This window comes from Ignavibacteria bacterium, from assembly GCA_016707005.1.
Classification (GTDB): Bacteria; Bacteroidota; Ignavibacteria; order Kapaibacteriales; family Kapaibacteriaceae; genus UBA10438.
On record JADJIQ010000001.1, the window covers coordinates 680936 to 696866 of the forward strand.

Sequence of the window (15931 nt, forward strand, 5' to 3'; positions counted from 1 at the left end):
CGGAGTTACTCCAGCCAGTAGGTCTGCATGGATCCTTTGCCCTTAACATCAACTGTACCTCGGGGAACAACCGTATAGCTCCCCCTCTCTAGCGAAGCGTGAGAGAGGGGGCTGGGGGGTGAGTTCTTGTGTTCATTAAGCGCATTTGCAAGCGCCTCGGAAACGTGAATCTTTCCTGGTTCGCTTGTGCTCTCCATGCGACTCGCCACATTCACCGTATCGCCCCATACATCATACTGCAGACGTTGCGTGCCGATCACACCGGCAGTTGCCGGACCTATGTGGATGCCTCCACGGAATTGGATGGGTTCACCATTGGGCCATGTGAACGCCCCTTTCATCACATCCAAGGCAACAGATGCCATTGAATGAGCATTTAAGGTTGTATCGGAATCACCTCGGAAGCACATGTACGAATCGCCCATGGTCTTGATTTTGATCACTTGATGAGTGTCACAGGTACCGTCGATCATACTGAAGATGTTGTCCAGCATTTTCACCACATCGGTAGGGGGCAGGTGTGAGGTGTTGGAGGTGAAACCCACGATGTCAAGAAACATTACGGCAGCGTTATCGAAGTGATCACCGGAGACGTCTTCGCCGCGGATCATGCGGTCGGCAATGGACTTGGGGAGGGCACCGTAGAGCAGGGCGCGTTCTTTGTCCCGCGCACGTAACTCCGCTTCTACCTTCCGTTCAGCTTCCATCATGGCCATGCGTAGTGTAGCATCTTTGCCGCGGATCTCTTCGGTGATGCGCTGATACTCGTTGTTGTGCTCTATGTATCCTGCGAAGTCGTTTCGTTTTTGTGCGAGCTCGCGAAGCAATTCGTGAAAGTATGTTGATCTGGCGCGCAAGCCAGTCTTCATACTGATCGCCAGTGCCTCCAAGAGGTGATGATGTGAGGCATCAAGATCATTACGATACTCAGCAAGTAAGGCACTATTGGCATGATGATACGCTCGTACACCCGGGTTGTTCATCAGCATTGCCGATTGTCGCTCTTGCAGATTCGCGGCATCGTCGTACCGCTCAAGCTTCACGAGCACAGCCACGATGTTGCCGATAACACGCACCACGCTGGCACGGTCGTCCAGTTGTTCATGGATCGTCAAGGCGCGCCGGAGATACTCCAGAGCTGTCGGGTTGTCACCAGTTCCCGAGTAGACATTGCCCATGTTGCCGGTGACGACGGCCACGCCAATGAGGTCACCCAGCTCCTCGTACATCGCCAGCGCGCGGCCGTCGTACTCCAACGCCGACGGGTAGTCGCCAATAGCCAGGTACACACTACCGATGTTGACAGTGATCCGGCACACGCCGCGGCGGTCGCCTATTTGTTCATACATCGCCAGCGCACGGCGGTTGTGCTCCAGCGCCGATGGATAGTCACCCGTGGCCTCGTACACACCGCCTATATTGCCGGTGACACTCGCCACGCCAGCATGATTACCGATCTCCTCAAACATCGCCAGAGCACGGTAGTAATGCTCAAGTGAGGACGGGTAGTCTCCGGTGCTATAGAGCACAATACCGATGTTGGCAGTGACGCGGGCCATGCCAGCACGATCGCCGAGTTCTTCATGCATAGTGAGCGAATGGCGGTAGTACTCCAGAGCCGCTGTGTAGTTGCCGTCCAGATCTTCAGCGATGCCCAAGGCAATGTGTGCATGTGCCTTCGCGTGCGGTGTTCCTAGCGTTTGCATCTCAGAAGCCAGAGCTCGCAGTGATCGGATATCATTTCGGATATTGGCTTGACGTATCTCTTCTTTTATCTCTTCGAACGTTCTCATGAGGTTTGCTCCAGCCAATACGTCTGCATCATACCCTTTCCTTTAACGTCAACTGTACCCCGTGGAACAACCGTATAGCTCCCCCTCTCTAGCGAAGCGTGAAAGAGGGGGCTGGGGGGTGAGTTCTTGTGGTCAACAAGCACAATTGTTGCTCCGTTAACACTCAATTTACACCGTTCAACCGTGGCAAGTCCCACTACGCAGCAACGATCTCGTCGTTGTTGATAACGCGGACTCCCGGATGTGGGTTCTTCGCCGACTCCACCATGACCCGTGCTACATCCCGTACATGGACGGCCTGCCACTTCTTTGGGATAAGGGGCGAAAAAACGCGCATGAGAACGCTGGCGATCTTCTCTCCAATACGCTTCTCTTTGCGATCACCTAGAAGCAAGGACGGGTGTACGATCGTCACATGGGGATAGCCAATTGTCCGAAGTTCGGCCTCCATCTCACCCTTTACGCGGTTGTAGAATATCCGCGACGTTGCGTCGGCTCCCATCGCACTCACAATGATGAAATGCTGAGCCCCCTTCTCAAGAGCAGCGCGGGCAATGCGAATGGGCAGACGCTGGTCTACTTCGCGAAATGCATCTTCTGAACCGGCAACCTTGATCGTTGTGCCGAGACAACAGAACACAACGTCGCAATGGAGGGTAGGGGGCAGGGGAGCCGCCAATTCAACCCGTCCAAGCGCCGTGACGGCTGTGAAGGATGAGTCAGACCTGAGCTGAAGTACGAGTTCCGTCCCTACAAGACCGGAACCACCGAGAACGAGTGCATTCATGCAACGAAGATAGCACCCATCATTCCAGCCAGTACGTCTTCATCGTACCCTTCCCTTTAACATCAACCTCGCCACGGGGAACAACCGTGTGGCTCCCCCTCTCTAGCGAAGCGTGAGAAAGGGGGTCGGGGGGTGAGTTCTTGTGTTCGTTGAGCGCCTTTGCAAGCGCTTCAGAGATATGGATACGTCCGGGTTCAGAAGAGCTCTCCATCCTGCTCGCAACGTTTACGGTATCGCCCCATACATCGTACTGCATGCGCTCAGTGCCTAGCACACCGGCAACCACCGGACCGCAATGGATGCCGATCCGGAACCTCACACGCTCTCCGGTGTGTGGCCACATAAACTCGCTCGCCATCATCGCCCGCGCAACATTCGCTATTCGCTGTTCGCTATTCGCTATTTGTTGTGCCTCGACTACGCTCGGCATGACTTTCGCTATTTGATTCGCTATTCGCTGCTCGCTATTCGCTATTTGAAATGCAACTGCCATATACGAATCACCAATGGTCTTGATCTTGGTTACGTCGTTGTTGGCGCATATCGAATCGAATGACGTAAAGATGTTCTGCAGAAGCTCGACGACGATGGTGGCGTCGAGCTCACTTGAATGGGTGGTGAAGCCAACTACATCAAGGAACAGAACCGATGCGTTATCGAACTGGTCGTTAACCACCTCGCCCCTTGCCACTCTATCGGCGATGTGTTTGGGGAGGGTGGAGTGGAGAACAGCCATGTGTTTCTCATGTTCCTTTTCACGGGCATCGATCTCGCGTTGTTTTTCCGCCATGGCGAGTTTGACGGAGATGTCTCTGCCGGAGATCTCCTCCGCAAGCCTGGTGTAGCGTTCGTTGAAATCGATGTAGCCGGGGAAGTCACCCTGCTTTTGCGAGAGATCACGCAGATGTAGGAGAATGGTTGCTTCTTCCTTTCTCAGTTGATGCTCGGCTGCAAGATTCAATGCGTCAAGGAGAAGGGTTCGTGCCTCGTGGTGGTGCTGCGCTTCTACGGCGAGCAGTGCTTGGCCAATGTGATACCGGATAGCAGTGCTCGGTTCCGTGATGACGAATGTGCGCAGGTCCTCAACAACGACTGCAGCTTCGGTGTAGTTCTCGTCATCAATCAAGATCAAGAGGAGATTGGCGGTAATGTCGGCAAGTACGGCATGGTCTCCGATCTCTCGGTAGACATCAAGCGATTTGTTGAGCCACTCTATCGCACTGGTATTGTCTCCGGATGCATGCAACGTGTTGCCCAAATTGCTCATCACATTGGCTTGTCCATTTCGTGTACCGTTTGTTGTATGTAATTCCAGAGATCGATGGAAGTACGCACATGCTTCTGTTGAATTCCCCATGGAGCTATGGATGTTGCCGATGTTGCCGTACACGGCGGCAAGCCCGAAGGTATCTCCATTGAGCTCATAGATAGAAAGGGCGCGATAGTAATACGACAAAGCCTCGACATATGCCGCTGTTGCATTGTACACAGCGCCAATGTTGCAAAAGGCCATCGCCGTTCCACGATCGTCACCACATGAATGATAGTGTCCAAGCGCCTTTGTGTACCATTCCAACGCCTCATCAAAACGTCCAGCATCCTTGTGGACAAGCCCGATACTGTTTGATGCGCGCGCTACGCCATTCATATCGTTGCGCTGCAAGTGGATGGCAAGCGCTTCATTGTGTGCCGTGAGCGCCTCATTTGGTCGACCCAAGAAATACGAGGCACTCCCAATATTCCCAAGTGTCGCAGCAATACCCGCTTGATCGTCCAAGGACAGGTACCCAGCATGGGCACGCTGATAGTGACGAAGCGCAAGGGAAAAGTCAGATTCGATATACGCCGACTGCCCAAGTGCACGATACGCCAGAGCCTCAGACTCGGAGGTGGACATCGCCAACAACTCCTCACTCAGATATCTGAGCTCTTGCGTATCACTCTTGCGCGCAGCAACAGCAACCGCTGCCGAGAGTTCTTCATATGAGCGACTGGTCATGAGGGAAGTTACAGAGTTACGGAGTTACCTAGTTACAGAGTTACTCCGGACAGTACGTCCTCATCCTTCCTTGGTAACTGACATCAGGCGAGTCATGGAAAGTGTATGTATGGCTCCCCCTCTAGCGAAGCGTGAGTTCTTGTGCTCGTTGAGCGCCTTCTTTAAGCGCCTTCTTTAAGCGCCTTTCAAGATTCGCTATTCGCTATTCGCTATTCGCTATTCGCTATTCGCTATTCGCTATTCGCTATTCGCTGTTCACCTGATCCCGCGTCCAACCCACGTTACCCCAACATCATACCGTGTGCGTAATCTTCCGCAGAGCTGACCTACGTGATGCTGCAGATGGCGGATGCTATACATGTGGAGCTCTAGGCGCGCACATGGTAGCCACGGGAATCCGCTCGGGGCTTCGAGATCATCTTCTTCAACACGCGGCTGCACGATCTCGAGAACGTAGGTGATGAAGTCTTGTAACTCGGCCTTAGTGTAAGGGGCGATGAGCGACGCGGGGTCTGCCTGGTTTGCAGGGATCGGCAGTATGACATGCGCGCCGGAACGTACACCCGACCAAAACACGGTGCTCGTAGTGTCGGGATAGAGATAGTAGTTGGTCCACGCAAGGGCATGATACATCACATGCCACACGGGCTGAACTTCGGATGAATCATTCCATCCATCGTCAGAACACACTGTAATGATCTCTCGACACATCTCAAGAGCAGCGATGTACTGAGACTGTAGGGTCCGCTTCATCGCAACCCCGCGTTGATCTCCTCAAGTCTCGTCTTGCCCGGACAAAGCTCATCTTCCTTGAGAGTATTCAGGGGGCGATCACTGGTATTCAACACGTGATGGAGTTCTGTATCGGTAGGACCGTAATAGATGAGCCCCGTAAGAACCTTTGCATCATTGCGTGCATGTTGCAATGCTTGAATGGCACTCATTCTGTTGCTCGGATCCCAGCCTTCGGCAAGCTTGTGCAGATGAACGAGTGAACCATCATGAAGGGTGATGGCAGCATCGGTGCCGGCGTCGTAGTTGGCCGTGATCTCGGTCTGCATGGGCACGAAGTCCATGGTTGAGGTGGCAGCCATGTGCTGACGGACGTAGTCTTAGCTCTTCGTTGAGCCGACGTTGTTGTTGAAGGTCACACACGGACTGATCACGTTCAAGAAGGCGAATCCCTTGTGATTCATCGCGGCCTTGATGAGCGGAATGAGCTGGGTCTTGTCACCACTGAAACTCTGGCCAACAAAGGTTGCACCGAGTTCTAGGGCAAGTCCGCAGAGATCGATCGACTCAAACGGGTTCACGGATCCGGCCTTGCTCTTTGAACCGCGGTCGGCAGTGGCACTGTCCTGACCCTTGGTTAATCCGTAACAGCCGTTGTTCATCACGATGTAGACCATGTTGAGGTTACGTCGCACGGCATGGACGAACTGACCCATACCAATGGATGCTGTGTCACCATCACCGGACACACCAAGGTAGATGAGATCACGGTTGGCAAGGTTGGCACCGGTGGCTACAGATGGCATACGTCCGTGCACGGTATTGAAACCGTGTGACTGACCAAGGAAGTAGGCCGGAGTCTTGGAAGAACATCCGATGCCGGAGAGTTTAGCAACCTTGTGCGGCTCGATGTTCATCTCAAAGCAGGCCTGCACAATGGCAGCACTGATACTGTCGTGACCACATCCGGCGCACAAGGTAGAGAGCGACCCTTCGTAGTCGCTGGCCGTGTAGCCCAGGTCATTCGTTGGAAGAAGTGGATGACGGAATTTGGGGCGTACGTAGCTCATATCGAACGGTGCATGTGGTGGAGGATCTGCTCGGTGATGGTTTGTGCCGTGATCGGCATACCATCATAGTTCAGAACCGAAATGAGGGTGTTCGGGTCAACGCTAAGCTCATTGGTCAACAAGCTCCGCATCTGCCCGTCACGATTCTGCTCGATCACAAACACACGGTCATGTGATGCGATGAACTCTGCAACAGTGGTGTTGAATGGGAAGGCTCTTAACCGCAGGGCATCGAGTCCGTGACCCTGCGCTTGAAGGATGTCGAGCGCCTCTTGTGCACTATCGGTTGACGTCCCAAAGAACATCACACCATCACGATGGGTGTTCTTCTCCTGATACCGTTGCGGCGCATGGACAAGGGTCTTGGCTGTCTCCCACTTCTTTGCGAGACGGTCCATGTTGCGCTGGTACGCCGGGGAGTCCTCGGTATAGACGGCATATTCATCACGTGAGGAGCCCCGTACCACATACGAACCCTTGGTAGGGTGAACGCCGGGAATGGTGCGGTAGGGAATACCATCGCCATCCACATCGAGATACCGACCATATCGACCGATCGCCTCGAGGTCTTCAGCGGAATAGGTCTTGCCCCTGTCATAGGTTCTGGAGTCATCCCATTGGAAGGGGGCTGTCATGTGATCGTTCATCCCAAGATCAAGATCGGACATGATCATGATGGGTGTTTGAAGTCGTTCTGCGAGGTCAAAACTGTCGGCCGTCATCTCAAAACACTCGGTGGGTGTTGACGGAAACAACATCACGTGTTTCGTATCACCATGTGATGCATAGGCAGCCAACGTCAGATCCGATTGCTGCGTGCGTGTTGGCATACCCGTGCTTGGACCGGTGCGCTGTACATCGATGAGAACAGCCGGCACTTCGGCAAAGTAGGCTAGACCTAAGAACTCGTTCATGAGGGAGACTCCCGGACCGCTCGTGGCGGTAAAGGACCTCGATCCGTTCCATGATGCGCCAACAACCATACCGATGGCTGCGAGTTCATCTTCTGCTTGGACGATGGCAAAGTTCGTCTTTCCATGTTCATCAATGCGCAGGTCCGTTGCATAGTCGTGAAATGCCTCGGCTACCGATGTTGATGGCGTGATCGGATACCATGCAACCACCGTTGCGCCGCCGTAGACAGCACCAAGTCCACACGCAGAATTTCCATCTGTCAAAATGTGATTGCCAACAAGATCTCTGCGCTGAACACGCATTGGCAGGGGATAGGTGAAGTTCTCGTGCACGTAGTCGATACCGAGCTTGAGGGCCTTCACATTCGGAGCAATGAGTTTCTCCTTGCCGGCAAACTGTTCTGCAAGGAGTTCTTCAAGTGCGCTGAGTTCGATCTCGAGTAGGGCAGAGAGAGCACCCACATACATCACGTTCTTGAAGAGCTGACGTTGTCGAGGGTCCGTATACTCACGATTACACGTAGCCATGAGCGGAATGCCCAGGTACGTGATGTCCTCGCGAATGAACTCTGCAGCAAGGGGCTTTGTGTTATCGTACACAAAATATCCGCCCGGCTTAACGCATGCTACATCCTGCTTCAGGCTCTGCGGGTTCACGCTTACGCAGATGTCCACACCCTCACGTCGACCCAGATACCCTTTCTCGTTCACCCGCACTTCGTACCACGTGGGCAGGCCTTGGATGTTCGACGGAAAGATGTTCTTTGGCGAGACCGGAATACCCATCCGGAAAATGCTCTTGGCAAAAAGGTAGTTGGCAGAGGCAGAACCCGTGCCGTTGACGTTGGCGAAGCGGACGACGAAGTCATTGATCATGGACATTGTGTTTTACGCTCCTGCCTTTGCTGTTTTGTACGTGTAGAGTTGCATATCCCATGCCGCGGTTGGACAGCGCTCGGCGCAGAGTCCGCAGTGAAGACAGACATCTTCGTCCTTCACCATCACACGTTTTGTTGGGAGTACGTCCGACACAAGAAGATCCTGTGTGAGGTTTATCGATGGAGCCTTGAGTCGCGTTCTCAGATCTGCCTCTTCACCATTCTCCGTAAACGTGATGCACGATGTAGGACAGATATCAACGCAGGCATCACATTCAATACAGAGCGGTTCGCGGAACACCGTTTGCACATCGCAGTTCAAACAGCGTTCGGCTTCCTTCCACGCGGTAAGCACATCGAAGCCGAGCTCCACTTCCAACTTTCGGTCGGTGAGTGTGAGCTTCTTATCTGCTTGCGGAACGATGAATCGTTTATCCACCGTTACCATGCTGTCATAGCTCCACTCATGGATGCCCATCTTCTGACTCACCAGATTCACCATCGGATGAGGTCGTTCTGTGAGGGAAGCCCCCTTACAGAAGAGATCGATGGAGATCGCGGCAGAGTGTGCTTGAGCAACGGCCGTGATGATGTTCTTTGGACCAAAGGCAGCATCGCCGCCAAAGAAGACCCGAGGGATGGTGGACTGGTATGTTACGTCGTTGACCACCGGCATATCCCATTTGTCGAATTCCATTCCGAGATCGCGCTCGATCCACGGGAAGGAGTTTTCTTGACCGATAGCGATGAGGACATCATCGGCTTCAACAAAGACGTGTGGTTCACCGGTAGGAACCAGTGATCGTTTGCCTTTTTCGTCGTAGACCGCGTGGACCTTTTCGAACATCATCCCTGTGAGATGTCCATCTTCCAGAACGAACTCCACTGGCACATGATTATCCATGATCGGGATGTCTTCGTGCATGGCATCTTCTTTCTCCCACGGCGAAGCCTTCATTTCTGCAAAGGGGCTCCGTACGAGTACCTTTACCTGTTCGCCGCCGAGACGTCGGGCCGTGCGACAGCAGTCCATCGCCGTATTCCCGCCACCGAGCACGATCACCCGTTTCCCGATCTTCTTGATGTGTTCAAAGGCAACACTTTGCAGCCATTCAATACCAACGTGGATGTTCGGTGCCGCTTCATCTCTCCCCGGGATGTTGAGATTCCGTCCACGAGGGGCTCCCGTACCAACGAAGATCGCATCGTAGTCCTTGGTGAGCACTGAGCCCAGGCTATCCACGTAGGTGAGGAACTGTGTGTGGATGCCCATGTTGAGGACATGTCCAACCTCTTCATCGAGGACCGAAGCGGGGAGTCGGAACGACGGGATCTGCGTCCGCATCATCCCGCCGCCGGCCGGTTGTTCATCGAACAGGTGGATCTCATACCCAAGCGGTGCGAGGTCGCGTGCAACCGTAAGAGAAGCCGGACCGCCCCCTATCAACGCCACCTTCTTTCCATTGGAAGGGAAGGGGCCTGTGGGGATGTACTCAGACACATCGCCCTTGTGGTCGGCAGCTACGCGTTTGAGTCGGCAAATAGCCACCGGTTCTTCCTCCACCCTCACCCGCCTACACGCCGGCTCGCACGGTCGGTCACACGTACGGCCAAGCACGCCCGGGAACACATTCGATTCCCAGTTCACGATGTAGGCTTCGGTGTACTTTTCCGCTGCGATCAGTCGGATATATTCAGGGACAGGAGTATGTGCCGGACAGGCATATTGGCAATCGACAACCTTGTGATAATATTCCGGATCCTTCGTATTCGTAGGCTGCATGTCCGAAACCTGAATGGTGAGCGAATTCGCATAACGCTGATGCGAGGTTTCGGTTCCCAACATCTGAAAAATCCCATTGGAATCAAAGGACCGAAGTCAGTGTGGATTAAAATGGGGTTACCCGAGTCAAGAACTCACCCCCCAGCCCCCTCTCTCACGCTTCGATAGAGAGGGGGAGCCGGTTCGTGTATTTATGTTCGTTTGACGTCATAACGTCATGATTGTCATACCGTCATAATCATTAGATCCCTCGTCGCTCCGCTTCTCGGGATGACGCTGCGTCCGCCTGTTTTAGGTAAAAGAAGCGCGAGTACCATCAAAGATGGTGCTCGCGTTTCTAAAAATGAGTTGACGATGAAGGAAGCGTCATCCCGAGGAGCGTAGGGGCGAGGCCCCGCCTCGCCCGGAGCGACGAGGGACCTCGAGTCATACCGTCATTTTGTCATAACGTCATTACGAGCGAAGCGAGTGAAGTCATTTCCTCACCACAAACCCTGCAGAACTCACATCCTTCATCGTTCGGATCTGGACGAGATAGGAACCGGCGGCGAGTGCGGAAACATCTACCTGCATTGTTCCGATGTCGCGGATCGGTTGCTGAATCAAGGCACTTCCAGTGATGTTCAGAACTGTGAGAGATGCATCCGGTGGGAGATCAGGAGGAAGGTCAACGGTCACGGACGAAGTTGCCGGATTGGGATAGACGTTGAGCTTAGCACTTCCGCTCGGTGCCTGAGCCTTCACCGGTGATGGATTTGGAAGGATGATCACGCCGCGTTCTGTTGCGAGATAGATGTGTTCCTTCTTGTCGGCGACAACATCGTAGATGTAATCGATCCCAAAGTAGACATTTCCGCATGTATAGTGATAGTCGAGGGAACGAATCACTTGCTTCTCGAGCATTGTTCTGACTCGCGCATCAAACGTTGGCTCCTTTACAGTGCAGCGACTTACATGAAGGTCGTTTGCATCGGATTCCCCGGTGCACGGTGATATCGTGAACAGATCCCATCCTTTACGTTGACTCAACCAATTGTTGATGTGTGGTTGTAGACTTCGTTGTTGATTCAGCCACTCTCTATATCAGTGATTTGACGTGTCGCTGCCTATACCAAGAGTTGACAGTTCGTTGTGAATGAACATAGCGTTCGCCCTCATGTCAACTGTACAATGAAGTCCGGTAGTCGTTATCACGAACTGCTCGTCATCAAGAAATGTCACTCGCGCACCGGAGTACGGTAGTGGCATCCGAACGTGAGGCACCTTCATCGACACGTTGATATCGATAAGACCTGAACAAGTAGCTACACGTACATGATCGTGTACGAGCGTGACGTCAGAGATACAGCTGGTCAGCTTCGGGTTATGCTGAGGGCAGAGACGCATCGTTTCCCATGATACGCCATCGAAGACGGAGACGTCTCCCTTGCGATTGAACATCCAGACCGCATCTCGATTGTCGACGATCATATTCGTGATCTCGCCCTCAACCAACGGTGTAGTTGCTGAGGTCCATTCCGTGGTCTTGCGGTACAGCTCAGGAGCAAAGCCTAGCGTGTCCTCCCTCCTAGAACTCACCTTTGGAAGTGCTTCTCTCGTGACAGCATGATGTGTAGTGTCATAGATCACAACAAATCCACATGCCTGCAGAAAGAACTTGCCTTGTGCAAACACTGCGTTTCGACCGATCGACTCTATCGGGACCATGGTTTGAGCTGAGACGATCGTTCCCACAAGGAACACGAGTAGAAAATGAACGGGGCGCATGGTAACCTCCCTACGAGCGATGAAGAATGGTGTCTTCGATGGCCATCTGTAAGGAGGACACAAGGCTCGGTGGAGTGGTTACATTGATTGATAATGACGAATGACGAATGACTAATGACTAATGACGAACCGGCACCCCCTCTCTAGCGGAGCGTGAGAGAGGGGGCAGGGGGGTGAGTTCTTGGAGCCCCTCTGCTCCGCTCGGGGTGACGGCTCACTTCTTCAACAACACCTTCCTCGCGATCGCCATCCGCACCTCAACCGCCTGTTCCATCGTCATACTCGATGGTGGTTCGATGAGCACAACCACGTACCGAACGTTGGTAGCTAGTTGCAGCCAACCAACAAACCATCCGCGCATTGAAGCGTCGCGTAATGTGGTGCCGGTCTTCCCGCTGAACGTACCGAGACTGTCATTGGAGATGGGGAAGATGAGGGCGAAGTCGTCATAGGTGGATGGCTTCAGAGGCAGTGTCCGGTCGTGCAATCGACGTAGAAAGTTCAGCTGTTGCATGGGTGTGATAGCAGAAGCCCCTTGCAGCCAAAACATATCGATCGATGCATCAGAAAAGGTCATGCCGGGATACCCAAGTGTATCGAGCATCTGACGCATGCGTGTTTGGCCGATGTTTCGTGCGAGCTCCTGATAACACGGCACGCACGATGCACGGAAGGCAATGGGAAGGGGCAGATCTTGATTCCAATTGGGATTCCTGCGTGGTGTGCTGTCCCACAAGAAGATGTGGTCCTTGGTGATCACACCAAGTTCGAGTCCGATAAGTGTGTTCGGGATCTTGAAGGTCGAAGCCGGCAGAAATCCCTTATTGAGATAGGAGGTGTCGCCTACTTCCAGAACGTTTGTTGCAGAATCAAAGACGATCACCGTTCCCTGAATAGCAAGGGAATCCAAGAGCTGTTTGAAGTCGGTACGGATTTGTAGTTTTGGCTCGTTGCGAACCAGTTCGGTATTGCTGCAACCAAGAGCAAGTAGGACAATACAAACAATCATGATCGAACGTATACGAAGCATCTGCACATCTCTTGAGGGCGTGACGGAAAAACTCTCCCACGGCGAACCTACGTTTTTCGTGAAGAAACGCGTGTTTGTGATGTTCGCAAACAACCATCATAAGGATGGTAGGGTGGCGATCTGGATACCCGCACCCACAGGTGTACAAGAAGCCCTCATCGAGCACGACGCCGAAACGTTCTTTCGTCCGCCCTACGTCGGCGTAAAGGGCTGGGTAGGGATCGTCCTTGAACGAATGGATGATCAGTCGTTGGAAGCCCACATTAAAGGTGCATATGACTGCATCGTATCTCCGTAACATCGGGTTAAAGCCCGACGCCTGCATCTCCGTATCTCCGTATCTCCGTATCTCCGTATCTCAGTATCTCAGTATCTCAGTATCTCCGTATCTCACTATCTATCCAACAACGCATCCAATTGCTCAATGCTAGCGTTCTCATAAAACGTCTCATTGATCGCGATCATCGGTGCGCCGCCGCAGGCGCCCATACATTCTACTTCTTCGAGGGAGAACTTTCCGTCGGCTGTGGCTTGGTTGTGACCGATGCCCAGACGTTCTTTGGCGTGGGCGTAGAGTGCTTCGCCCCCTCTCAACATGCAGCTGACGTTGGTGCAGACCTGGACGTGGTGTTTGCCCATCGGCTTCTTGAAGTACATGGTGTAGAACGAGGCAACACCAAGCACATGGGCATAGGGGAGTTCCATGACCCGAGCTACTTCCTGCATCACGTCTTCGGAGAGCCAGCCCCATTTTTTCTGGGCCATCCACATCACGGGCATGATCGCTGCTTTTGGGTCAGGATACTTAGCCTTGAGGGCAGTGATGCTCTGGAGTTCTTCGGACGTAAAGGTTGTGCTCATGGGGATGTCTCTGTTCGCAATTGACGGTGCCGTGGGCCGAAAATACGGATTATCGCAGACGCTTTACAAAGAGCTTTGAACCCACCCAGATCCGGAGCGCGGTTACGATCCTGTGAATGGCGCTCACACGAATGCGTTTTGTAAAGACCCGATAGTCGCTGAGTTCGATCTTTTCGAGAAGTCGGTAGTAGATGGCGTCCATGATCTCGGCGGCCACCATGGTCATCCGCTCGTCCGGACGGAGCAATGCCCGCGCCTCGTGGTAGAAATCCCGGGCCCTCTGCGCCTGAAACTGCATCAGGTCCACAAACCGCTCATCATAGATCTCTGCCTTGAGATCTTCCTCGGTGTATTTGAACCGCTGCAGATCTTCCTTGGGGATGTAGATGTATCCGCGGTCTTTGTCCTGCTTTACATCACGCAGGATGTTGGTGAGCTGCAGGGCATAGCCAAGGTTGATGGCGTATTGTCGGGTCTCTTCGTGACGGTACCCAAAGATCTCAATGCTGATCAACCCGACCGCAGAGGCAACACTGTAGCAGTATTCCTTGAGCTCAGCAAACGTCTCGTACCGACGCTGTGTAAGATCGCGCTCACACCCGTCGATGATCGTAAGGAGATACTGTTTCGGGATCCCAAACCGACGTACCACGATCCCCAATGCATCGATCGGTGATGGCCGAAGTTCTTGAGAGGGGGCATACATCGCCTCGATCTCCGTGCGCCACCATTGGAGTCGCTGACGCTTCTTGAGGATCACCTCAGGGTCCATCGACGGATCCTCATCCACAATGTCGTCTATCCTCCGCGCAAACGCATACACCGTACGTATAGCATTCCGCTCCTCCTTGGGCAAGAACCCAAAGGAATAATGGAACGATGTGCTCCCCTGCGTGGTGAGCACCAAGCCGTCCTCAGCGTCGGTATAGAGGTGGGTGGACACAGTGCCGAAGTTACGGAGTTACGGGGTTACAGGGTTACGGGGTTACGGGGTTGCAGGGTTACGGAGATAGGCATGGTTAGACATAGAGTGGGGTGCCGAGACCATTTTTGAGAGATTGTCGTATTTATGCGGAAAGCGGTTCTTGGATTAGGCGTGAAACTGAGGGAAGAACATGAACCCTAAGCGGAGGTGGCAATCGTGTCAATCTTCAGAGTTGCGGCCATCAGCATTTTGATACTCGCCATTGGATGTTCCAAGAGAGACGTTGTTGGGCAACGTTCAGAAGGGGAGCTGTTCGGGGAAAAGGGAGTGTCAGTAAAAAAGCACGATGTTAGACATGTCATTTTCAGTACGAAGTTGTGTGAACTCAACAAAACGGACTCAGTTAGCGTAACTGTGGTGGTTAAAGAGTCAACACGTGATCTTTATGTTCTCTCAGAACTGGATACTATTGCAGGGCATGGTCGTTCAGTGTACGCCGTGACAACATTACCACGTAACGCTGGTATCATGTTACAAGTGAAGGTCGGTTCAGGTTCTGACAATGAGCAATTTGAACGCTCCATTGTTAGACTTCATAATAACCGGTTGGTATGGTCGCTGGTGATGACCGATTCTACGTGGCTGAATGAATATTATACTGGCGAGTACGGCCCAGATGCGCCAGTATGGACATGGGAGGGGGTTGATACGGTTGATGGTGATTTGCACTCTGAGTTCCATTTTTCTTCGGATGCATCAAAGTTGACGGTGCGTCAAAACTATCCTGTGTTTGCATTGCGAAATGGAGTGGTCAAGAGATGGAGTTATAGTAAGTCAACACGTCTCTTTTACGATTACGAGTATGGCGTGTATTCTCAACAGACCGACTCGTCCGTCCCGATCGGCAAAATCAACTACTGTGTCGATTCGCCAAGATGTGGACGAGAATTCAAACCTCGTTTTATCAACTTCATTCAAGAACGAGTACTTTTTGATGGTTGCCATTGGCTAACGAGGACGAGATCCAAATGCTTCATACCGCTACACACAGCAGCCTACAGACAGCCGTAGTGAAGAATGATCTTCCCCCCCCGGTTTGTTGACGCTTGGTACGGTCTCCATTACTGATATTGGCGTGGAGATTCGGCTTTGATAGGGGAACGGCGCATTGTCATGACCAATGGCACGGAGATAAGCTTTATCCATGAAAACGGGTTTGACAACGTGAAAAGTTACATCCCATTCTCTCGCAGGATGATTTACAGTATGGTTTCGGTGCTCAGAAGAAATCGACGCATTGAGGTAGGTGATGCATTTCAACGTGCGGTATCGATACTTGTTATGACGCAGTTCATATTCTTGTTTACTGTTTGCGTTTGGCTTGGAGTCAAG

The 15931-nt window shown here is 52.8% G+C and carries 13 protein-coding genes and 1 pseudogene; 2 read left to right on the forward strand and 12 right to left on the reverse strand.

All coding sequences use genetic code 11. The features are described from left to right. Positions 1-5 precede the first annotated feature (5 nt). From IPI29_02920 to IPI29_02965, 10 genes and pseudogenes are all read right to left on the reverse strand, one after another. Entirely contained in the window at positions 6-1793 is a 1788-nt protein-coding gene (locus IPI29_02920) for a tetratricopeptide repeat protein (protein MBK7411488.1), read from the reverse strand. Between the two features lie 196 nt (positions 1794-1989). Next, positions 1990-2580 carry an NAD(P)H-binding protein gene (locus tag IPI29_02925; GenBank protein ID MBK7411489.1) on the reverse strand — a complete coding sequence of 197 codons (591 nt, stop codon included), beginning with the start codon at positions 2578-2580 and terminating at the stop codon, positions 1990-1992. A gap of 19 nt (positions 2581-2599) precedes the next feature. After that, entirely contained in the window at positions 2600-4579 is a 1980-nt protein-coding gene (locus IPI29_02930) for a tetratricopeptide repeat protein (GenBank protein MBK7411490.1), read from the reverse strand. Between the two features lie 255 nt (positions 4580-4834). After that, entirely contained in the window at positions 4835-5332 is a 498-nt protein-coding gene (locus IPI29_02935; protein MBK7411491.1) for a hypothetical protein, read from the reverse strand. Continuing rightward, positions 5329-6381 (reverse strand): annotated as a pseudogene (locus tag IPI29_02940) (2-oxoacid:ferredoxin oxidoreductase subunit beta). The gene IPI29_02935 and the pseudogene IPI29_02940 overlap by 4 nt, the downstream one beginning before the upstream one ends. Further along, complete coding sequence (locus tag IPI29_02945; protein ID MBK7411492.1) at positions 6378-8177, reverse strand: 2-oxoacid:acceptor oxidoreductase subunit alpha; 1800 nt, start codon at positions 8175-8177, stop codon at positions 6378-6380. Before IPI29_02945 ends, IPI29_02940 begins: the two are co-directional and overlap by 4 nt. A gap of 6 nt (positions 8178-8183) precedes the next feature. Beyond that, positions 8184-9956, reverse strand: coding sequence for an FAD-dependent oxidoreductase (locus IPI29_02950; protein ID MBK7411493.1), 1773 nt, complete (start codon positions 9954-9956; stop codon positions 8184-8186). Positions 9957-10430: 474 nt separating this feature from the next. Beyond that, the gene (locus IPI29_02955; protein ID MBK7411494.1) at positions 10431-10985 is read right to left on the reverse strand and encodes a T9SS type A sorting domain-containing protein; all 555 of its coding nucleotides are present in this window, start codon (positions 10983-10985) and stop codon (positions 10431-10433) included. Positions 10986-11039: 54 nt separating this feature from the next. After that, a complete protein-coding gene (locus IPI29_02960) occupies positions 11040-11723 on the reverse strand; it encodes a hypothetical protein (protein MBK7411495.1) in 684 nt (227 codons plus the stop codon). Between the two features lie 214 nt (positions 11724-11937). Beyond that, positions 11938-12732 (reverse strand): class D beta-lactamase, encoded by a 795-nt coding sequence (locus tag IPI29_02965; GenBank protein MBK7411496.1) that lies wholly within the window; start codon positions 12730-12732, stop codon positions 11938-11940. Here IPI29_02965 and IPI29_02970 point away from each other — a divergent pair. Further along, a complete protein-coding gene (locus IPI29_02970) occupies positions 12731-13051 on the forward strand; it encodes an MmcQ/YjbR family DNA-binding protein (GenBank protein MBK7411497.1) in 321 nt (106 codons plus the stop codon). The genes IPI29_02965 and IPI29_02970 overlap by 2 nt on opposite strands. Positions 13052-13146: 95 nt before the next feature. Here the strand turns inward: IPI29_02970 and nuoE are convergent, their stop codons facing one another. Next, positions 13147-13614: an NADH-quinone oxidoreductase subunit NuoE gene (nuoE, locus tag IPI29_02975; GenBank protein ID MBK7411498.1), complete on the reverse strand. Its 468-nt coding sequence runs from the start codon at positions 13612-13614 to the stop codon at positions 13147-13149. 49 nt (positions 13615-13663) lie between these two features. Further along, complete coding sequence (gene hpnD / locus IPI29_02980) at positions 13664-14557, reverse strand: presqualene diphosphate synthase HpnD (GenBank protein ID MBK7411499.1); 894 nt, start codon at positions 14555-14557, stop codon at positions 13664-13666. A 198-nt stretch (positions 14558-14755) separates the two neighbouring features. On the opposite strand from hpnD, the gene IPI29_02985 reads away from it, so the two are divergent. Next, a complete protein-coding gene (locus IPI29_02985; protein ID MBK7411500.1) occupies positions 14756-15610 on the forward strand; it encodes a hypothetical protein in 855 nt (284 codons plus the stop codon). Positions 15611-15931 lie beyond the last annotated feature (321 nt).

Bases quoted from the DNA above. Each gene is read 5' to 3' on its own strand.
- IPI29_02950 (MBK7411493.1), bottom strand. From the start codon at position 9,956: ATGCAGCCTACGAATACGAAGGATCCGGAATATTATCACAAGGTTGTC.
- IPI29_02965 (MBK7411496.1), bottom strand. From the start codon at position 12,732: ATGATTGTTTGTATTGTCCTACTTGCTCTTGGTTGCAGCAATACCGAA.
- IPI29_02925 (MBK7411489.1), bottom strand. From the start codon at position 2,580: ATGAATGCACTCGTTCTCGGTGGTTCCGGTCTTGTAGGGACGGAACTC.
- IPI29_02970 (MBK7411497.1), top strand. From the start codon at position 12,731: ATGATCGAACGTATACGAAGCATCTGCACATCTCTTGAGGGCGTGACG.
- IPI29_02920 (MBK7411488.1), bottom strand. From the start codon at position 1,793: ATGAGAACGTTCGAAGAGATAAAAGAAGAGATACGTCAAGCCAATATC.
- IPI29_02935 (MBK7411491.1), bottom strand. From the start codon at position 5,332: ATGAAGCGGACCCTACAGTCTCAGTACATCGCTGCTCTTGAGATGTGT.
- IPI29_02930 (MBK7411490.1), bottom strand. From the start codon at position 4,579: ATGACCAGTCGCTCATATGAAGAACTCTCGGCAGCGGTTGCTGTTGCT.
- IPI29_02960 (MBK7411495.1), bottom strand. From the start codon at position 11,723: ATGCGCCCCGTTCATTTTCTACTCGTGTTCCTTGTGGGAACGATCGTC.
- nuoE (MBK7411498.1), bottom strand. From the start codon at position 13,614: ATGAGCACAACCTTTACGTCCGAAGAACTCCAGAGCATCACTGCCCTC.
- IPI29_02945 (MBK7411492.1), bottom strand. From the start codon at position 8,177: ATGTCCATGATCAATGACTTCGTCGTCCGCTTCGCCAACGTCAACGGC.